Here is a 21050-nt window from a genome sequence, read left to right as displayed (position 1 = left end):
AATACTTACGACTTTCTTACATTTCTTTATACTGCGGTAAAACGATAGTGAAAACCGTTTCTTTATCGTTACTACGTACAGTGATATCTCCTTTATGAAGTTCCGCTATACTTCTCGCAATTGCAAGCCCCATTCCTTTTCCACCCGTATGAGAGCTACGTGATTTTTCACCACGATAAAACTTTTCAAAAACGTAAGGAAGGTTCTCATTCGGAATGCATTGTCCAAAATTTTTAATTTCTATTTCAACATTCATATCTCTTTTAGAAACTTGAATTAAAAGCTCCTTTCCGTCTTGCCCGTACATAATACTATTACTAATTACATTTTCGAATAGCCTCACCATAACCGCTACATCCATTTCCACATGTAACACCTTATCACCTTTAATACAAAAGCTCATATCAGCATCATCTAGTTGTGGTAAAAAATCAATCATGATTTGTTCAATGAACGCTTTCATATTTATTACACTTTTATGTAATTCGATCTCTCTATAATTTATTTGACAATATTCTAATAAACCATCTACTTGATTTTTTAATTCATAACTTTTTCGCTTTAATATACTTACATACTGTTCACATTCTTCTCTATTTGAATGAAGCTGATTTCCTAACAGGTCCGCGTAACCTATTAGGGATGTTACAGGTGTTCGTAAGTCATGAGAAATATTACTAATCATTTCATTTTTCATTTCTTGCGATTTTTTTTCATTCTCGATAGACTCTTTTAAACTTTTGGCCATTCTATTAACATTCGCTGCTAATTCACCAATCTCGTCATTTTTTGAAATAAGTATATGTATTTCAAAATTACCATTACTTATTTCCTTCAGACTCTTGTTAATTTCAGATAATCTTTTCATCATTGTTTTTGTCATGAATGCAAAGTATATTGTAGTAAAAATTAAAAAAACTATTAAATATAAAAATGAATATTTTTCCTCTAACGCAGTAACATGACTATATATATTTCCAATTACAATTTGAAACGCTATTATACTTACAGTTGCTAACAAAATGCTACATATGAATGCGATAAAAAACTTAGCTCTCATGCCTTGTAATGATTTAATCTTCAATTTTATATCCGACTCCCCAAACATTTTGAATAAACTTCGGCTCTTTTGGATTCTCTTCAATTTTATTTCTTAATCTTGCAATATGAACCATTACTGTATTATTACTTTCATAGGCCCTTTCTTTCCAAACGCTTTCATATATTTCTTCAATAGTAAACACACGATTCATTGCAGCGGCCATTAAGTACAAAATATCATATTCAGTTTTCGTAAGATTGATTGTTTCTCCATATAACATCACTGTTCTCGACACTTCATCTATTTCTAAACCTCTAATGTTTATTTTCTTTTCTATTACTTGAACAGCATTTTGATTGAAGTATGTATACCTTCTTAATTGAGCTTTCACTCTTGCTATAAATTCAATTGTACTGAACGGTTTCACAATATAATCATCTGCCCCAGTACTAAATCCAACGACTTTATCTACGTCCGATGATTTCGCGCTTAAAAACATAATTGGTAAACTATATTTCTCTCTTATCCTTCTACACAATTCAATCCCATCCATTTGAGGCATCATAACATCAAGGATAGCAAGTTGAACATCATTATTATTCAATACCTCTAACGCCTCTTCTCCGTTGTCAGCACTAAAAACACTAAAACCTTCTTGTTTTAAATTTTCATTAACGAATCGAATAATATCTCGATCATCATCTACAATTAAAATTGAGTTTTTCTCCATATACAAACCTCTTTTTGAAATATATTCCACAATCAATTTTATCACAAATCAAAACCATACTTTCCTCTTGAATAATCTTTATTTTCAGATTAAATTATATAATAACAAATACATTCTAGTTTCATAAGAAATGGAGTGAAAATATGTTTCCTATATTAAAAACCAACCGACTCATTTTACGAGAACTTACCGACGAAGATGCACCGAGTATATTACAGTGCTTTTCTAATACCGATGTCCTGCGCCATTATGGTCAAAAACCATTGAAAAATTTGGATCAAGTAAAACAAATCCTTACTAATTTTAAGTTGGGGTACAACGCAAGAAGCGGCATTAAATGGGGAATCGAATTAAAAGACAAGAAAGGGCTCATTGGAACAATTGGTTTTCATGATTGGTCTTCTGAACATAAACGAGCAAATATAAGTTATGCCTTTTTGCCTGAACACTGGGGAAATGGATATGCTACTGAGGCAGTTTCTGAAATTATATCTTATGGCTTCCATACGCTCCATTTAAAACGTATCGGGGCAATTGTATTTCTTGAAAACGAAGCTTCAAATAAAGTGCTATTAAAATTAGGATTTGAAAAAGAAGGGATTCTAAAAAACTATATGTATCAAGATGATATCCCATATGATACGAATTTTTATTCTTTATTAAAATCCGTTTAATAGATATAATTCCAAAAAAAGAAACCTCACTTTTAAAAGTAAGGTTTCTTTTTTGATTAGTAGTTTTACTTATTATCGATATAAGCATTCTTATAAGTATAAACGCCACCAAATTGATGCTTTTCAATTCCTTTTACATAATCCTTTTGTACATAAGCGGAACCAATATGATAAAGCGGTGCTACCGCAGCGTCCTCTAATATGACCTGCTCAGCTTCTCGCAACGCTTCCCATCTTTTCTTTTGATCTAGTATAAGATCATTTTTAGCTTTTTTTATTAGCTCATCGTAATGAGGATTAGAATAATTCATTTTATTATTTGGATTACTTGTCGTAAATAGCTCTAAATAACTAATTGGATCTTTATAATCTGGTCCCCAATTTACCATAGATATATCGTAATCACCTGTTTGTTCTAATTGTAATTTTTGCTTAAATGGCTGTTGTTTAATTTGTATCGTTAATCCATGCAAATTCTTCTCTAAGTCACCTTTTATATATTCCGCCATACGTTTTGCGTTATCTTGTTCAAACGTTAAAAACTCGAGTTTTATTTGTTCTACTCCAACTTCTTTTTTCGCTTCTTCCCAAATCTTTTTCGCATTTTGCAAATCATATGGAGAAAGATCTCCGTTTTCTTTTCTAAAATCTTTACCAGTCTCTTCATTTACATGACCAACTGGTACAAGTCCACTTGCAGGTTTTGCCCCGTTATTAATAAAGTGAGCAACAAAATCCTTCTTATTTAACGCTAATGAAATAGATTGACGTACTTTCTTATTTGCTAACGCATTATTTTTTTCATTAAAACGTAGCATAGCAATTCCAGGATCGCTCGACATATGCAATTGCTTATTCCCTTTATACTTGTCTACAAATTGAGAATTAATTGGTACTCGATCCAAATCGCCAGCTTCATATAAATTTACTGCTGTCACTGTATCCTTCACAATTTGAAAGTTTATTTCTTCTAATTTCACTTTCTTTTTATCCCAATATATATCATTTTTCTTTAATTGAAATTCTTGTTCATGCTTCCACTTCTCTAATACAAATGGACCGTTATATATGAGATTACTAGGTTCCAATGCATAATTCTCTCCTTGTTCTTTTAAAAATGATTCGTGCTGTGGTAAGTATATAGGTAACGCTAACAACTGTAAAAAATACGGAATTGGCTGTTCTAGTTCCACTTCTAACTTATAATCATTTATAACTTTAACCCCAAGTTCATCAAGAGGCATTGTTCCCTTATTTATCTCTTTCGCATTTTTCACGTAAAAGAGCATATACGCATATTGAGACGCTGTTTCATGACTTACCGCCCGTCTCCACGCAAACATAAAATCATTGGCTGTTACACTGTCTCCATTTGACCATTTTGCATCTTTACGCAAATCAAATGTATATTTTTTACCATCTTCACTTCTTTCAAACGATTTTGCTACTGCTGGAATAGGCTGATCTTGATCATCTAATACATATAACCCTTCAAATATGTTTTGCATAACGTGCGCTGATGTACCATCCATCGTTTTTGTAGTATCAAGAGAAGGAATTTCTTCTGATACCGTTACATTTAATACTTGTTTTTTTGCCTCTGTGTCACTTTTATTCGCTTTATTATTACAAGCTGCTAATAATAAAGTTGTAACAAGTGCCATTACTATTAAATGGCTCTTTTTTCGCTTCATGAGTTGTTCTCCTTAAGTATAAAATATTATAAAGCGTTATATATTATAGCAGAAATACTAACAGAAAGATGCGACATTCTTTTGAATATTTATTCGTTCAAGAAAAAAGCTATCCTTTTAAAAAAGGATAGCTTTCTCAACTGATATATAATTACCTATCTTTGTAAACCTCGTTTATAACGACTTGCTTCAAATATAATACGCTCTTCATCTAATGTTTTACATTCACCATTCCAAACGACACGTTTACCATTAATAATTACATCGCTTATATCTTTTCCACTAGCTGCATACACAAGATGTGATAACACTTCATCTGCCGGTTGTAAATGCGGCTTATTAGATGGGTCAATCGTAATAAAATCAGCACACTTTCCAACCTCAAGTGATCCCGTTTGTTTCATACCAATTACTTCAGCTGCTCCTTTCGTCGCAAGTGAAAGAGCTGTTTCAACTGGTAATGCTGTTGCATCTTGATGAATACCTTTTTGTAATAAAGTCGCTATACGCATTTCTTCAAACATATCTAAATTGTTGTTAGACGCCACACTATCTGTTGCAATTCCTACTTTTATTCCTGCTTCTAGCATCGCTTTTACATTCGCTATACCAGAACCTAGTTTTAAATTACTATTTGGGTTATGAGCTACTCGAACATCATGTTCTGCTAAAAATGCACGCTCATTTTCATTTAATACTACACCGTGCGCAATAACTGTTGGGCGTTTAAACAATCCGCAACTTGCTGCATATTCTACTGGACGCTTCCCATACTGTGCTTCAATATCACGTACTTCACGCTCTGTTTCAGAAAGATGAATATGAACCATCGTTTGATTTTCTACTGCAATACGAGCACACTCTTCTAACAGTTCTGTGGAACATGTATATGGACTATGCGGTGCAACCATCGTAGTTAACATACCACTTTCGTTATAGTAACGCTTCACATATTTCTCAGCTTCTTCAATTGCTTTCTTTTCATCGTCTTTCGTTCCGAAGCTAAATAAAGTTCTTGAAACAGCAGCACGCATTCCACTCCTTGATACCGTTTCCATAATTGCATCTTGGTCTACTCCAATAGGATTAAACATATCAGAGAATGATGTTGTACCACCTTTCACCATTTCAAGTAATCCTAATTCCGTGCTAGCGATCGCAAGCTCTGGCGTAAACTGACTTTCAAGTGGCCAAATTCTCGTCTCAAGCCATGGCTGCAATAACATATCATCTCCGATACCTCTCAAAAGGCTCATAACAACATGTGTATGTGTATTGACAAGCCCTGGTAAAACCCACTTTCCTTTCATGTCAATTACTTCATCTACTTCAAAATCGTTAGCGAATTCTCCGCTATTTACATCTATAATTTGATCATTTTCTACAATGATATATCCATTTTCTATCACTTCATTTTGTTCATTCATCGTTGCAATTGTAGCGTCTACATAAGTTGTTTTCAAAAGTATTTCCCCTTTCAACTCTATGAAGTTCCCTTTAATTAGTTACCACCATTATAGTAACTTATTGAAGACTAAGAGTCAAAAGATAATTTTAATTTTTTCGTTGTCTTTTCCTTCAAAATGCTATATTGTTTTTCATTTGTATCTGCAAATGCTTCTTCACGGCTCGACTTCATGTCCATATAGTTTAATGTTTCATGAAATTGGGTCCTAGTAAAATCATACCTTTTCCCATCTACTTTATTGTAGAAATGCCATACTTCACCTATCTTCGTCTTTATTATCTCTCCCCCGCACAATTCTTGGACAATAAGGGCCGTTACACCACATTGTCCCTTTGCTGGGCTTTCGCTCGTCCACTTAGAACTCGTTTCTATTGACCAAGATTTTCTTAATGCTTCATATAGTTGTTTAATCTTTATGCTATCCATATTCAGCATCTCCTGACATTAGCAATTTCACACATCATATTATAAAAGCGGTAAAAGGCAATTTTTAAAAATCATTACTATTTGTAACACCGTTCAATATATTGAACGGTGTTACAAATGATTTAATTCACCTTTGCTCCATAACATCTCGCAACTGCAACCGCCTGCGCTATATCTAATTTCACGTTTTTTAAATCAAAAGCTTTAAAATCAACTCTATCAACTACAGCTCCTCTTAAATCCGCCCCACTAAGTTTCACCTTACCTAATTGTGCGCCCGTTAAATCCGCTTCACGCAAATCTGCTTTTTCTAAATTACATTCATATAGGTCAGCTTCAATTAAACGAATACCCTTTAACATTTGTTTACTTAAGTTTGCAAACCTTAAATTCGTATATGACCAATCGCCTGATATAATTGTTATTCCGTCTAAATTCGCCTCTTCGAAATCCGAACCAGTCATTTTACATTCTTCAAACTTAGATACAAATAAATTCGCACCAAAAAACCTACAATTAGCAAACGTAGTTCCTTGATGGATAGAAGCATTAAAAAGAGTACCAGTAAAATCACATTCTATGAAATTACAATTTTTAGTAAAAACTTCTGATGCATCTATCCCTCTAAAACGGCATTTTATAAAGGTACAATTTTTCAATTCCTCGTCTTTTATCCAGACATCTTGAAAATCTATTTCTACATATTCTTTATTTACAAATTCACTCATAATCAATCCTCCAATTTTTCAAAAAACCTCACTTCAGCATGAAGTGAGGTTTCTTCTTATACAATATGCTCATCTAACCATGAAATCAAATCTTGAAATACATCTTCTCTATTCACTTCATGGAACATTTCATGTCTACCATTTTCATATAAACGAAGTGTTACATCTTTCACACCACATTTTTTATAGTTTTCGTATACTTCTTTTACACCTTTCCCCATATCCCCAACAGGATCACGATCACCAGAGAATATATGTATTGGAAGATTTTTTGGTGTCTTCTTGTATTCTTCTATTTTATTTACTTCTAGAACTCCATGAAACAATTCTCGGTAAAAACTAGTCGTGCAAATGAATCCACATAACGGATCCGCAATATACTTATCAACTTGATGAATATCTGAAGATAACCAATCAAATTTCGTACGATTTGGCTTAAAGTGTGAGTTGAAGTTTCCGAAAGATAAGAAGTTCAGCATCGGACTTTTCGTTTTCTTTCCGCGAAGTTTCATCTCAATTGTCGCTACTTTATGACCGATACTTCCTAAAAGCCCTGGATTTCCACCAGTTCCTGAAATAAGGAATCCATCATATAATTCACCTTTAAGTTGTACAGCACGTCTTGATAAAAAAGAACCCATACTATGTCCAAGTAAAAATAACGGGCATGTCTGCTCTTCTTTTATCATTTCCGAAACAAAGATAACATCAGACACAGCCTGATTCCAACCTACATTTGGTTCAAAATGACCATAGTCTTCTTCCCTTTTCACTGTTTTTCCATGCCCTTTATGATCATGAGCATAAACACCATATCCTGCTTCTAATAAAGCATCAATAAATTCTGTATAAACACCTGCATGTTCTGTCATACCATGTGCAATTTGAACAATTCCCCGCGGATTTCCTTCTGGTAACCATTTACGCAAGTAAATTTCCGATTTATCCAATGCCGTAACGAAATTTTCCTGTATGCTCATTCCGACAGCCTCCAAATCTATTATGTATATCTTTTTTTATAATGAATAAACATTCATTATTCTTATTATGTATTATATGCAATTGCTTTCATTATGACAAATGATCTATTTTTCCGATTACATATTAAACTATTATCTTGACGAATTTAAAATAAAATTATATAGTTACTTACATAAAGTAATTAATATATTTTTAGGAGGTTTTAATCATGATGCCCTCACTATTTTTAGCACATGGATCACCTATGCTTGCTATTCAAGATACAGACTATACACGCTTTTTAAAGACACTTGGAGAAACATATAAACCGAAAGCTATTGTTATTTTTACCGCTCACTGGGAAAGTGAAGTATTAACGATCTCCTCTTCAGATGAAGTATATGAAACAATTTATGACTTTGGAGATTTTCCTCCTGAGTTATACGAAATCAAATATCATGCGAAAGGCTCTTCTAGCATTGCGTCTATGCTAGAAACAAAATTTAAAAACAAAGGCATTCCAGTCCATCATAATATGACGAGAGGTTTAGATCATGGCTCATGGACACTCCTGCATCGTATGTACCCAGAAGCCAATATTCCTGTCGTACAAATATCAGTAAATCCATTCCTTCCTGCAAAAGAACAATTTGAAATTGGAGAAGCACTAAAAGGACTTGGACAAGAAGATATTTTAGTAATCGGCAGCGGAGTTACTGTTCATAATTTACGAGCATTAAAATGGAATGAAACAACTCCGGAACAATGGGCGATTGAATTTGATGATTGGATTATAAATCATATGCATACTAGCGATAAAGATGCATTGTTTAACTGGGAAAGAAATGCTCCTCATGCACAATTAGCTGTACCAAGAGCGGAACATTTTGTTCCTCTATTTATCGCGATGGGTAGTGGTGAGAACGACGGTACGGTCATTCACCGTAGCTACGAGCTTGGTACATTAAGTTATCTTTGCCTTCAATTTTAATGAAAAAGGATGAAGCAATATTGCTTCATCCTTTTTCTGTTTTTCATTCACATAGTTAACTAACTTCCAAATGTCGTTTCTCTGATACCTCTTCGTTCTTACTATGAAAATAAACCCAAATGCACGCAATAAATAATAGTGATGATGTAGAGAAGAAAACATATTGGAAGCCTGCATGAGCTGCAATTTGTCCACCAAGTACTGGCCCAATCATATTTCCTAAAAACTGAAATGATTGATTATATCCAAATATTCGTCCCGTTACATGGGTTGGCGTATGTTGTTTTAGTAGAGTTTGTACGGAAGGTAATAGTCCTGCTTGTGCAATACCTAATAAAAAGCGAAGAATTAATAGTTGCCAAGCTGAGGTTACAAATGCTTGCGGAATAAAAATAATTCCTGCAGCAAACAACGCTACAACTAACGTTTTTTGAGGTCCAATATGATCTGATAATCTTCCTAGCTTAGGAGCTGCTAAAATAACTGCTAATCCTGTCGCAGACATGACTGCACCTGCAAGCATTTCAATATGATCTGTTCCTGGTCCTGCCAAATGCTTTACATACAACGTAATAATAGGTTGAATCGACATATTTGCAAGCTGAATAATAAACGTTGCTACAAATAAACTTATTATTAAATGTTTTGCAGGGACCATCGTCCATACTTTTTTCGGCTGTGCCTTTTTTTCTTTAGCAGAATGTTTCTCCTCATGTAAGAAGAAAAAGACGATAAGAAAGGACAGGAATAAGAAAGCTCCTGTAACTAGAAAAACATGGCGCATTCCGATTAACTCTGACAAATAACCTCCGAGTATCGGCCCAAGTAACGAACCGCTCACGCCTCCAGTTGAGATTGTAGAAATTGCCCAACCTGAATGTTCTTGCGGAGTTTCTGCAGCAATAAGTGTCATCGCTGTAGAAAGGAAACCTGATACCGATCCCATTAAAAACCGAAGTGCGACTAATTGATACACATCTGTCACAAACCCCATAAGCGTCATAATTATCGCCATACCAAGGCTAGCACGTATAAGCATCAATTTCCGTCCATGTATATCACCCAGCTTTCCCCATATCGGTGATACAATCGCACCCATTAAAAATGTTACACCAAATGCAAGTCCCGACCACTGTGCAATACTAGAAGTGCCGGTCACCCCTAATTCCTCAATATAAAAAGATAAAAAAGGAATTACTAAACTCATACCGGCTGCAGTGGTAAAACAACCTAGCCAACAAATCATTAAATTTCGTTTCCAGCTGGCCATTTTCACACCTTCTTTCATTAGATACCCATTCTACACCGTTTCCTGGAAAAAGTTTAGTAATTTGATTTATACATAATAAAACTCTATCCCTTTGCATTCTTTGCAAAGGGATAGAGTTAATTATCTCCTATGGGTATTAAACGTGCATTACAGCACCTCTCATAAAACTCAATCGGACCTGCTTGTCCTATAATTGCATACTCATATCCGCTTTTCTTCATGTTATATAAACAATGATTCAATAACGTCTTCCCAACACCGTTCACACGATTATGTTTCGCTGTACCCATCGGGCCAAACAACCCTTTCTTTCCTCTCACAACATCATAACAAGCGAAACCAATGATTTCTCCTCCTTGTTCAGCAATAAAAATAGGTAACTCTTCTTTATATGTCCGAAATCCATAATCTAAAGATTTTAACCAACGCTCACCAAATTCATCCTTAACAAAACGTGCCAACTTTTCAAAATCAGAAGAGATCGCTTTTCTAATATTACAGCTTAAACTATTACAAATAGGATCAAATATTGTTAATGCAACCGTCAAGTCTCTTGGTTCAGATGTAATTTGCAATAGATCTTTTTTCATCTTTTCACTTATAACCTTATCAATAACTGTATCCCCTTGAAAAATTGCATATAAAACATGCCCTTCATTTATTACTATTTGCTGAAAACGTTCCATCCGTTTCTTCGCTACTTTTAAAACTTCTATCGTCTTATTTGAAACTTTAAACTCCCCAATATTTATGTATTCTATTTCATTTGCATAATATTGTTGAAGTAGCGATACCTTTGCTAAAAAATCCATACCCACCGTGTGAAATAAATACATATGTAACTCCGCGCAAACTCCATTACCTTCCTTACAAGCTCCTATAAATAGATGAACTGGATGGATAATACCTTTACTACACTCAGCCTCTTCTGCTGCAATCTCCAATATTTTATATGCACGTTTTGTAAATTGGAATTCCATCATCTATATCCCTTCCCCTAATGACTTATTATCAAACCATAACCGTATATAATAGAAACAATTACTCCAACCATTAATATGCCTGGAAGTAAATTTGCCACTTTAATTTTAATAAATCCAAGTAAGTTTAATCCGATTGCGAATATCATAATACCGCCAGTAGCCGTCATTTCCACTATAAATTGATTCATTAATTCTTTTGGAACAAAACTATTAATTTGTGTTGCAAAAACTGCAATACCTCCCTCATATAAAATCACTGGAATCGCTGAAAATACTACGCCAATTCCTAGAGTTGTCGTTAATATAATAGAAATGAATCCATCGATAATCGCCTTTGTAAATAAAATATCATGATTTCCGCGAATCCCACTGTCCAATGCACCAAGTATCCCCATCGCTCCGATTGCAAAAATAAGCGTGGCTGTTACAAAGCCTTCTGATATGCTCCCTTTCCCTTTCGATCCAACTTTATTTTCTAGCCAATCCCCTAACAGTTTTAACCTTTCTTCTAATTGTAGCCATTCTCCGATTACCGTACCAATAACTAAACTTAGTATGACAACAAGAAAATTTTCACTTTTTAATGCCATTTGAAGTCCAAGTACAGTAACCGCTAAACCAATTGCATGCATAATTGTTCCCTTCATACTTTCTGGAATCGCACTAAATAATTTACCAAGTAAAGTACCAAATATAATACAAATCCCATTTACAACTGCTCCTAATATAACCATTTCTCATTCTTCACCCTTCGAATTCTTTATTTCTATATTTTGGTTTATACATTGATTTACAGGTTACCTATATGTTAACGTAATATTGTGAATATTAACAAACGTTTTTCACTACATAACCCGCTATTTTTTTGTAACTATACAAAGACCGATTGCCTTTAGTAGATTCATTATTAATCTAATTGCGGGATAAACTCAAAAGGGAAGGTATTTATGAAAACTTTACTAAAACGATTTCTGTTAATAGCCTTTTTCATTACACCAATTGTTTTATTAATCAACTACTCTTTTATTTCAAAAGCGAAAGACAAACCTGATATGCAAAACAAATCTAGTAAAACAGCTTCAAAAAGCGAAAAGAAAACCGAAGACCCTGAAATCACACTCACCTTCTCTGGTGATACAATGTTCGATTGGCAATTACGTCCCGTAATCGAAAAAAATGGGGCTGATTATCCATTCCAACACGTAAAAGAAGAAATAACGAAAGCTGATATTTCTTTTGTTAATTTAGAGTCAGCATTTACAACGAGAGAAAAAAAAGTACCTGGGCAACAATTTTGGATTAAAAGTGATCCATCCACACTACAAGCCATTAAAAACACCGGATATGACATCGTGAACGTTGGCAATAACCATACGCTTGATTATGGGCAAGATGGACTACTAGACACCATTTCTCACGTCGAAAAATTAAAACTACCTTACACTGGAGCCGGAAAAAATGCTGAAGATGCTTATACTGCTCGTGAACTAACTGTAAAAGGAAAAAAGTTTAAATTTCTTTCCTTTGTACGCTTTATGCCTAACTTTAATTGGGTAGCTGGTGACAATAAACCCGGCGTTGCAAACGGATATGACCTAGATCTTGTAACAAAAACGATTCAAGAGCAAAAGAAAGATGCTGATTATGTAATCGTCTATATGCATTGGGGCGTCGAAAAATCTAATCGTCCAATAGAATACCAGAAACAATATGTTCCGAAAATGGTAGAGGCGGGTGCTGATGCAATCGTTGGAAGTCACCCGCATTGGTTACAAGGATTTGAGTATTACAATAAAGTTCCTATCGCATACTCGTTAGGAAACTTTTTATTCCCGAATTATGTAAATGGAAAGAGTGCCGAAACAGGCGTATTAACTTTAACCTTTAAAGGTAAGGATGTCCAAATGTCATTCAATCCTTACATCATTCGCAACAACCAAGTTTCTCCTGTAAATGAAGAAGAAAAGAAAAAAGCACTGCAATATTTACAAACGGTTTCAACTGATGTAGAAATTGATGACACTGGGAAAATAATAAACAAACGCAACTAAACAGCACGAGATTCATTTCTCTGTAACATACATTACGGGATAGGTGATGAATATGCTGAAAAACTTATTAGAAAATATAAGTCTGTTAGAAAACGTGTATAAAATATCTATAGCGATCCTGCTTTTATGTTCATTTTTTTCTGTTAGACTTCTAAGAAAAATAAAGCGAGAGAGAAAACTTACTCCCTTTGAATTTACAATGTATGTAATCATTCGTATTGCAATACTTTTTTGGTTAACTAGCTTTATCCTTCTTGAATATGGAGCGTATTTCGTTTAACTTTCAAAGAATAAAAAAGATAGAACAAGCAGGATTTCCCTCCGCTTGTATCTACCTTTTTTATTTCAAGTAGAATTGTATGTTAACTCTTTTCTTTTATTAAATAAGTAAATCAAACAGCACAGGATTTTTATTAAGCTCCACGAATTGAATGTTATTTTCTTGAAAACGAGTAATTAAAGCTTCATAGTCTTCCTTATGCTTTAATTCTACCCCCACTAAAGCTGGACCATTTTCTTTATTATGTTTCTTAATATACTCAAAGCGAGTAATATCATCTTCCGGTCCTAATCCTTTATCAAGAAACTCTCGTAGTGCTCCTGAACGTTGCGGAAATTCAATGATGAAATAGTGCTTTAATCCTTCATGAATAAGGGATCGTTCTTTCATTTCTTGCATTCTATCAATATCATTATTTCCACCACTTAACGTGCATACAACTGTTTTTCCCTTTATTTCATCTCTGTATAGATCAAGCGCCGCAATAGAAAGCGCACCAGCTGGCTCTGCTACAATCGCATTTTTCTTATACAGTTCTAAAATCGTTGTACAAACCTTTCCCTCCGGTACTAAAACAATATCATCAATTACATCTTTACATGTTTCAAAAGTTAACTTTCCTACCTTCTTAACAGCTGCTCCATCAACAAAACTATCAATCTTTTCTAATGCAACATTTTCATTTTGAAGAAAAGCTTCTTTCATAGATGCAGCTCCCATCGGTTCTACACCGATTACCTTTGTAGTAGGACTAACCCCCTTTACATATGTACCAATACCAGATGCTAATCCACCACCGCCAATTGCTGTAAATATATAATCAACTGGTTTCTCCATATCATGCATAATTTCAACAGCGACTGTTCCTTGACCAGCAACGACATACGGATCATCAAACGGATGTACAAATGTCATCCTATTTTCTACACAATAGCGCTGCGCCTCTTGGAAAGAACTATCAAATGTATCACCAACTAATACAATGTCTGCGAAATCACCACCGAAAAATTCAACTTGTGATACTTTTTGCTTAGGTGTCGTTGTCGGCATGAAAATTTTTGACGGAATCTTCAATAAATTACACGTATAAGCAACTCCTTGTGCATGATTACCAGCACTTGCACAAACAACACCATTTTGTAACTTTTCTTTCGGTAAACTTTGAATTAAATTATACGCACCACGAATTTTGAAAGAACGAATAACTTGTAAATCTTCTCGCTTAACATATACGTCACATTCATATTTCTCAGATAAAACTGAATCTCGTTGTAACGGTGTTTTAATAATGATATCTTTCATGCAATTATGAGCCATTAAGATATCTTCAATTTTCACTCTCTCCTTTACATTTTGCACCATTTTATATCATCCTTATCTCTTTTTATATTGGCTCAATCAAAATTCGGGATTTTCAGAACTGCACCTGTATTCGCCGATGTTACCATTTGTGCATAACGTCCAAGCCACCCAGTTTTCACTTTTGGTTCTGGTCGTTTCCACCCTTTTTTACGCTTCTCTAATTCCTCATCACTAACTCTCACTTCTAACAAGCGTTCCTCAACATCAATACATACAATATCTCCTTGTTCAAGAAGTGCAATCGTTCCGCCAGCTGCTGCTTCTGGTGAAATGTGCCCTACCGAAATACCACGTGAAGCACCAGAGAAGCGACCATCAGTTAAAAGTGCAACATCTGCTCCTAATCCCATACCAGCAATTGCTGATGTTGGTGCTAACATTTCCGGCATACCAGGTCCGCCTCTTGGTCCTTCATAGCGAATAACAACTACATCTCCTTTCTTAACTTTCCCAAGCATAATGCCGGCAAGCGCCTCATCTTGTGAATTAAAAATAACGCAAGGTCCTTCAAATCGTTTTACTTCTGTTGCTCCGCTTTTAATAACCGCTCCGTCTTTCGCAAGGTTTCCTTTTAATATACGTAATCCTCCTTCTTCACTATGAGGATTTTCTAGAGAATGAATAACTTCCTTATCTTGAATCTCTGCATGAGCAATGTTTTCTCTTAATGTTTGCCCAGTAGCAGTTATACGATCAAGGTGAAGTACCCCTTCTTTTCGGCTCATCTCTTTCAAAATTGCACTAATCCCGCCTGCGCGATCGATATCTTCCATATGCCAATTAGAAGCTGGACTTACTTTACATAAATGCGGTACACGCCTTGAAACTGCATCAATGCGGTTCATATCGTAATCTAACCCCGCCTCTTGTGCGAGTGCTAACGTGTGTAATACTGTATTCGTTGATCCACCCATCGCCATATCAAGTGCAAACGCATCATCAATTGCTTCTTCTGTTACAATGTCGCGTGGTTTAATATCTCTTTCAATTAAAATTTTTAATTTTTCTGCTGCTTGTTTAATTAACTCCTCACGTCTTGGATCAATCGCTAAAATACTCCCGTTACCAGGAAGAGCTAAACCTAACACTTCACATAAACAGTTCATAGAGTTCGCTGTAAACATACCGGAACAAGAACCACAAGATGGACAGCCATGATCTTCAATATCCTTTAATTCTTCTTCTGAAATTTTCCCAGATTGATAGGCTCCTACCCCTTCAAAAACAGAACTTAAATCGACAACTTCCCCTTTAGATGTTTTCCCCGCTGCCATCGGACCACCTGAAACGAAAACAGTTGGAATGTTTATTCGAAGTGCAGCCATCATCATACCTGGTGTAATTTTGTCACAGTTTGGAATACAAATCATTCCATCAAACCAGTGTGCATTTACAACTGTTTCTACTGAATCTGCAATGATTTCACGACTCGGAAGCGAATAACGCATACCGATATGCCCCATCGCAATACCGTCATCTACTCCAATTGTATTAAATTCAAATGGAACCATGCCTGCTGCACGTACTGCTTCTTTAACAAGTTTCCCAAACTCATTTAAGTGCTTATGACCTGGAATAATTTCAATAAAAGAATTACAAATTGCTATGAATGGTTTATCAAAATCTTCATCTTTTAAACCAGTTGCTTTTAATAAACTACGATGCGGAGCTTTATCAAAACCTTTTTTAATCATGTCACTTCTCATCTTGTCAAATCCCTTCTTACATATTTTCCACTTATACTCTATTAATCTATTTCTTTACTAATTCTTTCGGTGCATGAATCCAGCTCATCATTTCACGAAGCTCTGCTCCTACTTTTTCTAGCTGATGATTTTGTTCTGCTTTTTTCATCGCATTATACGTTGGACGCCCTGCTTGATTTTCTAAAATCCATTTCTTCGCAAATTCACCTTGCTGAATTTCTGTAAGAACACGTTTCATTTCCTTCTTCGTTTCATCTGTAACAATTCTCGATCCTGTTACATAATCTCCAAACTCTGCCGTATCTGAAATAGAATGACGCATATTCGTTAATCCGCCTTCGTACATTAAATCAACAATTAACTTTAATTCATGCAAACATTCAAAGTATGCAATTTCAGGACGATATCCACCTTCCGTTAACGTTTCAAAACCAGCTTTCACAAGTGCTGTTACTCCTCCGCAAAGTACTGCTTGCTCACCGAATAAGTCTGTCTCTGTTTCTTCTTGGAATGTCGTTTCAATTACACCTGCACGTGTACAACCTACACCTTTAGCATACGCTAGTGCTACACTTAATGCTGTTCCCGTTGCATCTTGATGCACTGCGACTAATGCTGGGACACCATTTCCTTCTTGGAATACACGGCGAACGAGATGACCTGGACTTTTCGGCGCGACCATCGCTACATCTACGTAACTTGGCGGATTAATTTGTCCGAAGTGAATATTAAAACCATGTGAGAAAAGTAACATTTGTCCTTCACGAAGATTCTCTTCTACTTCTGTTTTATATACATACGCTTGTTGTTCATCCGGCAATAACATTTGTACAACTTGTGCGGTTCGAACCGATTCTGAAACAGACATTACTTCAAATCCATCAGCTTTTGCTACTTCATATGACTTACCAGGGCGAACACCAACTACAACTTCCACACCAGAATCTCGTAAATTTTGTGCTTGTGCATGACCTTGAGATCCATATCCGACTACCGCAACTGTTTTCCCTTTTAATAGCTCTAAATTTGCATCTTTCTCATAATAAGTTTTCATATTCCATACACTCCTTATAATTTATTTACTTGCAGTACATTGATTAATTTTTTCAACTGACTGACAAGTAACGTTGCTTCATTTTCAGTACAAACTGCTGTTAGTTTCACTTCAGAAACACCACTTGTATCTCTTTCGTTTAAGCTTAAAGAAGAAATATAATAACCACGCCGAGCAAAAATTCCACTTATACGTAATAAGACGCTCGGATCGTTATGAATAACTAATGAAAAAGTATGACTCATTCTTCCCACCTCTTCATAATCATTTCGTTATTCCCTTTGTTTGGCGGAACCATCGGAAAGACGTTCTCACCTTCTTCTACACAAAAGTCAACTACGACAGGACCTTCATGAGAAAATGCTTCTAACATTACCTTTTTCGCCTCAAACGAATTTATTGCTCTTAGCCCTTTTACACCATAAGCTTCTGCTACTTTCACAAAATCTGGTGACCCAATTCTCGATTCCGACAAACGGTTTTCATAAAACATTTCTTGCCATTGCCTTACCATTCCTAAAAATTTGTTGTTTATGATGAATACTTTGACAGGAATATTATTTTCAGCAATTGTTTGCAGCTCTTGAATGTTCATTTGGAAAGAAGCATCACCAGCAATACAGATGACAAGTTCTTCTTCTTTTGCAAGCTGAGCACCAATTGCTGCTGGAAAACCAAATCCCATCGTCCCTAATCCCCCTGATGTTAGGAAAGTCCGTGGTTTTCTCGCTTTATAAAAGTGAGCAGCCCACATTTGATGCTGTCCTACCTCTGTCGTGACAATCGCTTCACCATTCGTTAATTCACTTACTAAGTTGATAACATGCTGTGGTTTTAACTCAAATTCTTTTTGCTTATATGAAAGTGGATATTCTTCTTGCCATTTCTTCACTTTCTGAAGCCATTCATCTGTTTGTGAATAAATAGACATATGTAATAGCATATATAGCGCCTTTTTCACATCACCAACAATCGGATGCTCTACAGTTACATTTTTATGGAACTCAGAAGGATCAATATCAATATGTACTTTTTTCGAATGGGGAGAAAAAAGTTCTAATTTTCCTGTTACACGATCATCGAAACGAACACCTAACGCCAGTAATAAGTCACATTCTGTTACTGCCATATTTGCAGCGTACGTTCCATGCATACCGAGCATTCCTAAAAACAACGGATCTCCCGGCGGATATGCACCCAGTCCCATTAAAGTTGAAACGACTGGAATACGATTCTCCCTCGCAAACTTGATGAGTTCTTCAGATCCGCCTGAATGAATGACGCCTCCCCCGATATAAAGGAGTGGGCGTTTTGCTTTTGAAATTGATTTTGCTACCTCCCTCAGTTTCAAACTGTCTGACAAAGGTTCTGGTTTATATCCTGGAATCTCCACTTCTTCATTAAAGAAACATGTTACATTTGCATTTTGAACATCTTTTGGAATATCGATTAATACCGGTCCCGGTCGCCCGCTTTTGGCGATGTAAAAAGCTTCTTGCACAGTTCGTGATAAATGATTTACATCACGAACTTGGTAATTATGCTTCGTAACAGGTACTGTAATTCCGACAACATCCGCTTCTTGAAATCCGTCTTTACCAATTAAAGGCGTTGCAACTTGCCCTGTAATGACAACTAAAGGAATCGAATCCATATAAGCATCTGCTAAACCCGTAACTAAATTCGTCGCCCCTGGGCCAGAGGTAGCAAAGACTACCCCAACCTTTCCAGAAGCTCTCGCATATCCTTCCGCTGCATGAATTGCAGCTTGTTCATGACGAGTTAACACGTGCTTTAAACCACTTTCGTATAACGCATCGTATATTGGTAAAATCGCTCCGCCTGGATAACCGAAAACGGTCGTTACACCTAATTTCTTCAAACATTGAATAACGTGTCCAGCACCTGTAGCTTCTTCACTCTGCAGTTCATCACATGCTGTATACTGTTCCTCCATTTTAATTAACTCCTCTCCCTATTTACGCTAAACTTTCCACCAATCCTGGAACACGTACTCCTCTTTCTCTCGTTAATTTTTTAAATTCTTCGGTTAATCTTTTTGTTACATCTCCTGGTTTTCCATCTCCAATTTCTCTTGAATCTACTTTCACTACAGGAATTAGTTCCGCTGCAGTTCCTGTTAAAAACACTTCATCTGCTACATATACGTCATGGCGAGTAAATGGCCTTTCCTCACACGGAATACTTAGACGCTCACATAACTCAATCACACTATTTCTCGTAATACCTTCTAGCGCCCCTAAGTACGAAGGAGGTGTTAACACTTTTCCATCTTTCACAATGAAAACATTATCTCCAGACCCTTCACAAACATATCCTTGTTGATTTAACATAAGAGCCTCTAGCACTCCCGCTTGTGCCGCTTCAATTTTTACAAGCACGTTATTTAAATAGTTCATTGACTTAATGCGTGGGTCTAATGCGTCTGGCGTATTACGTCTTGATGCAACAGACACAACGCTTAGTCCATTATCATAAAATTCCTGAGGGAATAACTTTAATTGTTCTGCAATGATAATTACGCTCGGTTTCACACAGCTTCTCGGATCGAGCCCTAAGTCACCTTTTCCTCTTGAAACAATTAATCGAATGTAGGCATCCGTGTATTCATTTTTTTGCAATGTTTGTAAAACTGCTTCTTCCATTTCATCTACCGTCATTGGAATTGTAAGTAAAATAGATTTCGCCGATTCATATAATCGTTTCACATGTTCTTTTAAACAAAATACATTTCCTCCGTAACTACGAATCCCTTCAAATACACCGTCTCCGTATAAAAAACCGTGATCATATACTGAAACAACTGCCTTTTCTTTCTCTACAAATTCCCCATTCATATAAATGTACTGGTTTCCCATCTCACATCGCTCCTCTGTTTTATCTCTGTTTTTGCAATCTATTTCTATATCGATTGCTGAGATGAGTATTTTTAACAGAATATTCAGTATACTAATCTTAAAAATATACTCGTCTCAACAATCGATTACTTACACACTTGTAGCAATCCATTGCTGCGACGAGAGACTCGTGGTACCACTCAGCTTCCTTACACTTCTCACGAAATATAAGCTCTGCAAGTCCAATTAGACTTTTGTTTTTCTATCGGAAACAACTCCGCTACTTTTTACTAACTTCAAAAGCAGTGCTCCGAGGTGATTTTCAATGATTCAATTGTTACCACCCTCACAGCCTTTGGGCGGCTCTCTGAAACAATCTTTATCATTTACTCTCCTCTTCCTCGCATTCTTTTATTCTATTTTTAAAATAAAAACTCTCGCCTCAGCAATCAACTACTACAAATTAGTAGCTTTGATTGCTGAGGCGAGAGTTTCGCGTTACCACTCAGCTTCCTTATACTTCTCACGAAATATAAGCTTCATAGGTCCAATCAGACCTCCGTCCTTTTACCGGAGACGATGCCGCCGCCCTCTACTCAGTTTCCCTTTCGCAAGCGATGCTCCGAGGTGATCTTCAATGATTCGATTGCTACTACTCTCGCAGCCTAGGAGTAGCTCTCTGAAACGACCATAATCATCTACTTTCCTCTTCTTTGCATATACAACATATAAAGTTAGAAAATTCTTAATTCACTTTTATTTGTTACACGTAT

General features: G+C 35.8%; 20 protein-coding genes and 1 other annotated feature. Of the genes, 4 read left to right on the top strand and 16 right to left on the bottom strand.

Annotated elements, in window-relative coordinates:
• Positions 1–16: 16 nt before the first annotated feature.
• Positions 17–1084 (bottom strand): sensor histidine kinase, encoded by a 1068-nt coding sequence (locus tag NSQ08_RS07770; protein WP_002141285.1) that lies wholly within the window; start codon positions 1082–1084, stop codon positions 17–19.
• Positions 1074–1772 (bottom strand): response regulator transcription factor, encoded by a 699-nt coding sequence (locus NSQ08_RS07765; RefSeq protein ID WP_002141282.1) that lies wholly within the window; start codon positions 1770–1772, stop codon positions 1074–1076. Before NSQ08_RS07765 ends, NSQ08_RS07770 begins: the two co-directional genes overlap by 11 nt.
• 143 nt (positions 1773–1915) lie before the next feature.
• Between NSQ08_RS07765 and NSQ08_RS07760 the strand changes: the two genes are divergently transcribed.
• Positions 1916–2446 carry a GNAT family N-acetyltransferase gene (locus tag NSQ08_RS07760; RefSeq protein WP_002141281.1) on the top strand — a complete coding sequence of 177 codons (531 nt, stop codon included), beginning with the start codon at positions 1916–1918 and terminating at the stop codon, positions 2444–2446.
• Between the two features lie 65 nt (positions 2447–2511).
• Here the strand turns inward: NSQ08_RS07760 and NSQ08_RS07755 are convergent, their stop codons facing one another.
• The 5 genes from NSQ08_RS07755 to NSQ08_RS07735 form a co-directional block, all read right to left on the bottom strand.
• A complete protein-coding gene (locus tag NSQ08_RS07755; RefSeq protein WP_002141280.1) occupies positions 2512–4140 on the bottom strand; it encodes a peptide ABC transporter substrate-binding protein in 1629 nt (542 codons plus the stop codon).
• Positions 4141–4295: 155 nt separating this feature from the next.
• On the bottom strand, positions 4296–5621 hold the full coding sequence (locus tag NSQ08_RS07750) for a bifunctional S-methyl-5'-thioadenosine deaminase/S-adenosylhomocysteine deaminase (RefSeq protein WP_340773210.1): 1326 nt from the start codon (positions 5619–5621) through the stop codon (positions 4296–4298).
• A gap of 53 nt (positions 5622–5674) precedes the next feature.
• On the bottom strand, positions 5675–6034 hold the full coding sequence (locus NSQ08_RS07745; protein ID WP_002031187.1) for a YunG family protein: 360 nt from the start codon (positions 6032–6034) through the stop codon (positions 5675–5677).
• 122 nt (positions 6035–6156) lie between these two features.
• Complete coding sequence (locus NSQ08_RS07740; RefSeq protein WP_002031189.1) at positions 6157–6762, bottom strand: pentapeptide repeat-containing protein; 606 nt, start codon at positions 6760–6762, stop codon at positions 6157–6159.
• Positions 6763–6818: 56 nt separating this feature from the next.
• Entirely contained in the window at positions 6819–7742 is a 924-nt protein-coding gene (locus NSQ08_RS07735; RefSeq protein WP_002086283.1) for an alpha/beta fold hydrolase, read from the bottom strand.
• Between the two features lie 209 nt (positions 7743–7951).
• On the opposite strand from NSQ08_RS07735, the gene NSQ08_RS07730 reads away from it, so the two are divergent.
• Positions 7952–8713, top strand: coding sequence for a DODA-type extradiol aromatic ring-opening family dioxygenase (locus NSQ08_RS07730; protein ID WP_340773198.1), 762 nt, complete (start codon positions 7952–7954; stop codon positions 8711–8713).
• A gap of 55 nt (positions 8714–8768) precedes the next feature.
• On the opposite strand, the gene NSQ08_RS07725 is transcribed toward NSQ08_RS07730, so the two are convergent.
• The 3 genes from NSQ08_RS07725 to NSQ08_RS07715 all read right to left on the bottom strand — a co-directional run bounded on the left by NSQ08_RS07725 (position 8769) and on the right by NSQ08_RS07715 (position 11700).
• Positions 8769–9983: a multidrug efflux MFS transporter gene (locus NSQ08_RS07725; RefSeq protein ID WP_002086285.1), complete on the bottom strand. Its 1215-nt coding sequence runs from the start codon at positions 9981–9983 to the stop codon at positions 8769–8771.
• Between the two features lie 116 nt (positions 9984–10099).
• On the bottom strand, positions 10100–10966 hold the full coding sequence (locus tag NSQ08_RS07720; RefSeq protein WP_002086287.1) for a GNAT family N-acetyltransferase: 867 nt from the start codon (positions 10964–10966) through the stop codon (positions 10100–10102).
• A 14-nt stretch (positions 10967–10980) separates the two neighbouring features.
• A complete protein-coding gene (locus NSQ08_RS07715; RefSeq protein ID WP_000236011.1) occupies positions 10981–11700 on the bottom strand; it encodes a DUF554 domain-containing protein in 720 nt (239 codons plus the stop codon).
• Between the two features lie 213 nt (positions 11701–11913).
• On the opposite strand from NSQ08_RS07715, the gene NSQ08_RS07710 reads away from it, so the two are divergent.
• Both NSQ08_RS07710 and NSQ08_RS07705 read left to right on the top strand, forming a co-directional pair.
• Positions 11914–13017 (top strand): CapA family protein, encoded by a 1104-nt coding sequence (locus tag NSQ08_RS07710; protein ID WP_340773190.1) that lies wholly within the window; start codon positions 11914–11916, stop codon positions 13015–13017.
• A 52-nt stretch (positions 13018–13069) separates the two neighbouring features.
• A complete protein-coding gene (locus NSQ08_RS07705) occupies positions 13070–13297 on the top strand; it encodes a hypothetical protein (RefSeq protein ID WP_012260734.1) in 228 nt (75 codons plus the stop codon).
• A gap of 99 nt (positions 13298–13396) precedes the next feature.
• Here NSQ08_RS07705 and ilvA read toward each other — a convergent pair whose 3' ends face one another.
• The 6 genes from ilvA to ilvE are packed head-to-tail and all read right to left on the bottom strand — an operon-like array spanning position 13397 to position 20298.
• Complete coding sequence (ilvA, locus tag NSQ08_RS07700; RefSeq protein ID WP_002086291.1) at positions 13397–14659, bottom strand: threonine ammonia-lyase IlvA; 1263 nt, start codon at positions 14657–14659, stop codon at positions 13397–13399.
• 32 nt (positions 14660–14691) lie between these two features.
• The gene (gene ilvD / locus NSQ08_RS07695) at positions 14692–16365 is read right to left on the bottom strand and encodes a dihydroxy-acid dehydratase (RefSeq protein WP_002012150.1); all 1674 of its coding nucleotides are present in this window, start codon (positions 16363–16365) and stop codon (positions 14692–14694) included.
• 46 nt (positions 16366–16411) lie between these two features.
• Positions 16412–17419, bottom strand: coding sequence for a ketol-acid reductoisomerase (gene ilvC, locus NSQ08_RS07690; RefSeq protein ID WP_002086292.1), 1008 nt, complete (start codon positions 17417–17419; stop codon positions 16412–16414).
• 14 nt (positions 17420–17433) lie between these two features.
• Positions 17434–17664 carry an ACT domain-containing protein gene (locus NSQ08_RS07685; RefSeq protein WP_002126787.1) on the bottom strand — a complete coding sequence of 77 codons (231 nt, stop codon included), beginning with the start codon at positions 17662–17664 and terminating at the stop codon, positions 17434–17436.
• Positions 17661–19376 (bottom strand): acetolactate synthase large subunit, encoded by a 1716-nt coding sequence (ilvB, locus tag NSQ08_RS07680; RefSeq protein ID WP_340773179.1) that lies wholly within the window; start codon positions 19374–19376, stop codon positions 17661–17663. The genes NSQ08_RS07685 and ilvB overlap by 4 nt, the downstream gene beginning before the upstream one ends.
• Positions 19377–19398: 22 nt before the next feature.
• Positions 19399–20298, bottom strand: a complete 900-nt coding sequence (gene ilvE / locus NSQ08_RS07675; RefSeq protein ID WP_340773175.1) for a branched-chain-amino-acid transaminase — start codon at positions 20296–20298, stop codon at positions 19399–19401.
• A gap of 151 nt (positions 20299–20449) precedes the next feature.
• Positions 20450–20688 (bottom strand) — a binding site (T-box leader).
• Between the last annotated feature and the right edge of the window lie 362 nt (positions 20689–21050).

Origin of the sequence: Bacillus sp. FSL E2-8887 (assembly GCF_038007205.1) — a bacterium.
Classification (GTDB): domain Bacteria; phylum Bacillota; class Bacilli; order Bacillales; family Bacillaceae_G; genus Bacillus_A; species Bacillus_A mycoides.
Note: the sequence above shows the minus strand (reverse complement) of the source record. Positions and strands in the feature narration are given on the sequence as shown.

Bases quoted from the DNA above. Each gene is read 5' to 3' on its own strand.
- NSQ08_RS07720 (WP_002086287.1), bottom strand. From the start codon at position 10,966: ATGATGGAATTCCAATTTACAAAACGTGCATATAAAATATTGGAGATT.
- ilvA (WP_002086291.1), bottom strand. From the start codon at position 14,659: ATGGTGCAAAATGTAAAGGAGAGAGTGAAAATTGAAGATATCTTAATG.
- NSQ08_RS07725 (WP_002086285.1), bottom strand. From the start codon at position 9,983: ATGGCCAGCTGGAAACGAAATTTAATGATTTGTTGGCTAGGTTGTTTT.
- NSQ08_RS07745 (WP_002031187.1), bottom strand. From the start codon at position 6,034: ATGGATAGCATAAAGATTAAACAACTATATGAAGCATTAAGAAAATCT.
- NSQ08_RS07710 (WP_340773190.1), top strand. From the start codon at position 11,914: ATGAAAACTTTACTAAAACGATTTCTGTTAATAGCCTTTTTCATTACA.
- NSQ08_RS07705 (WP_012260734.1), top strand. From the start codon at position 13,070: ATGCTGAAAAACTTATTAGAAAATATAAGTCTGTTAGAAAACGTGTAT.
- NSQ08_RS07755 (WP_002141280.1), bottom strand. From the start codon at position 4,140: ATGAAGCGAAAAAAGAGCCATTTAATAGTAATGGCACTTGTTACAACT.
- NSQ08_RS07760 (WP_002141281.1), top strand. From the start codon at position 1,916: ATGTTTCCTATATTAAAAACCAACCGACTCATTTTACGAGAACTTACC.
- NSQ08_RS07730 (WP_340773198.1), top strand. From the start codon at position 7,952: ATGATGCCCTCACTATTTTTAGCACATGGATCACCTATGCTTGCTATT.
- NSQ08_RS07715 (WP_000236011.1), bottom strand. From the start codon at position 11,700: ATGGTTATATTAGGAGCAGTTGTAAATGGGATTTGTATTATATTTGGT.
- ilvE (WP_340773175.1), bottom strand. From the start codon at position 20,298: ATGGGAAACCAGTACATTTATATGAATGGGGAATTTGTAGAGAAAGAA.
- ilvB (WP_340773179.1), bottom strand. From the start codon at position 19,376: ATGGAGGAACAGTATACAGCATGTGATGAACTGCAGAGTGAAGAAGCT.
- ilvC (WP_002086292.1), bottom strand. From the start codon at position 17,419: ATGAAAACTTATTATGAGAAAGATGCAAATTTAGAGCTATTAAAAGGG.
- ilvD (WP_002012150.1), bottom strand. From the start codon at position 16,365: ATGAGAAGTGACATGATTAAAAAAGGTTTTGATAAAGCTCCGCATCGT.
- NSQ08_RS07735 (WP_002086283.1), bottom strand. From the start codon at position 7,742: ATGAGCATACAGGAAAATTTCGTTACGGCATTGGATAAATCGGAAATT.
- NSQ08_RS07740 (WP_002031189.1), bottom strand. From the start codon at position 6,762: ATGAGTGAATTTGTAAATAAAGAATATGTAGAAATAGATTTTCAAGAT.
- NSQ08_RS07685 (WP_002126787.1), bottom strand. From the start codon at position 17,664: ATGAGTCATACTTTTTCATTAGTTATTCATAACGATCCGAGCGTCTTA.
- NSQ08_RS07765 (WP_002141282.1), bottom strand. From the start codon at position 1,772: ATGGAGAAAAACTCAATTTTAATTGTAGATGATGATCGAGATATTATT.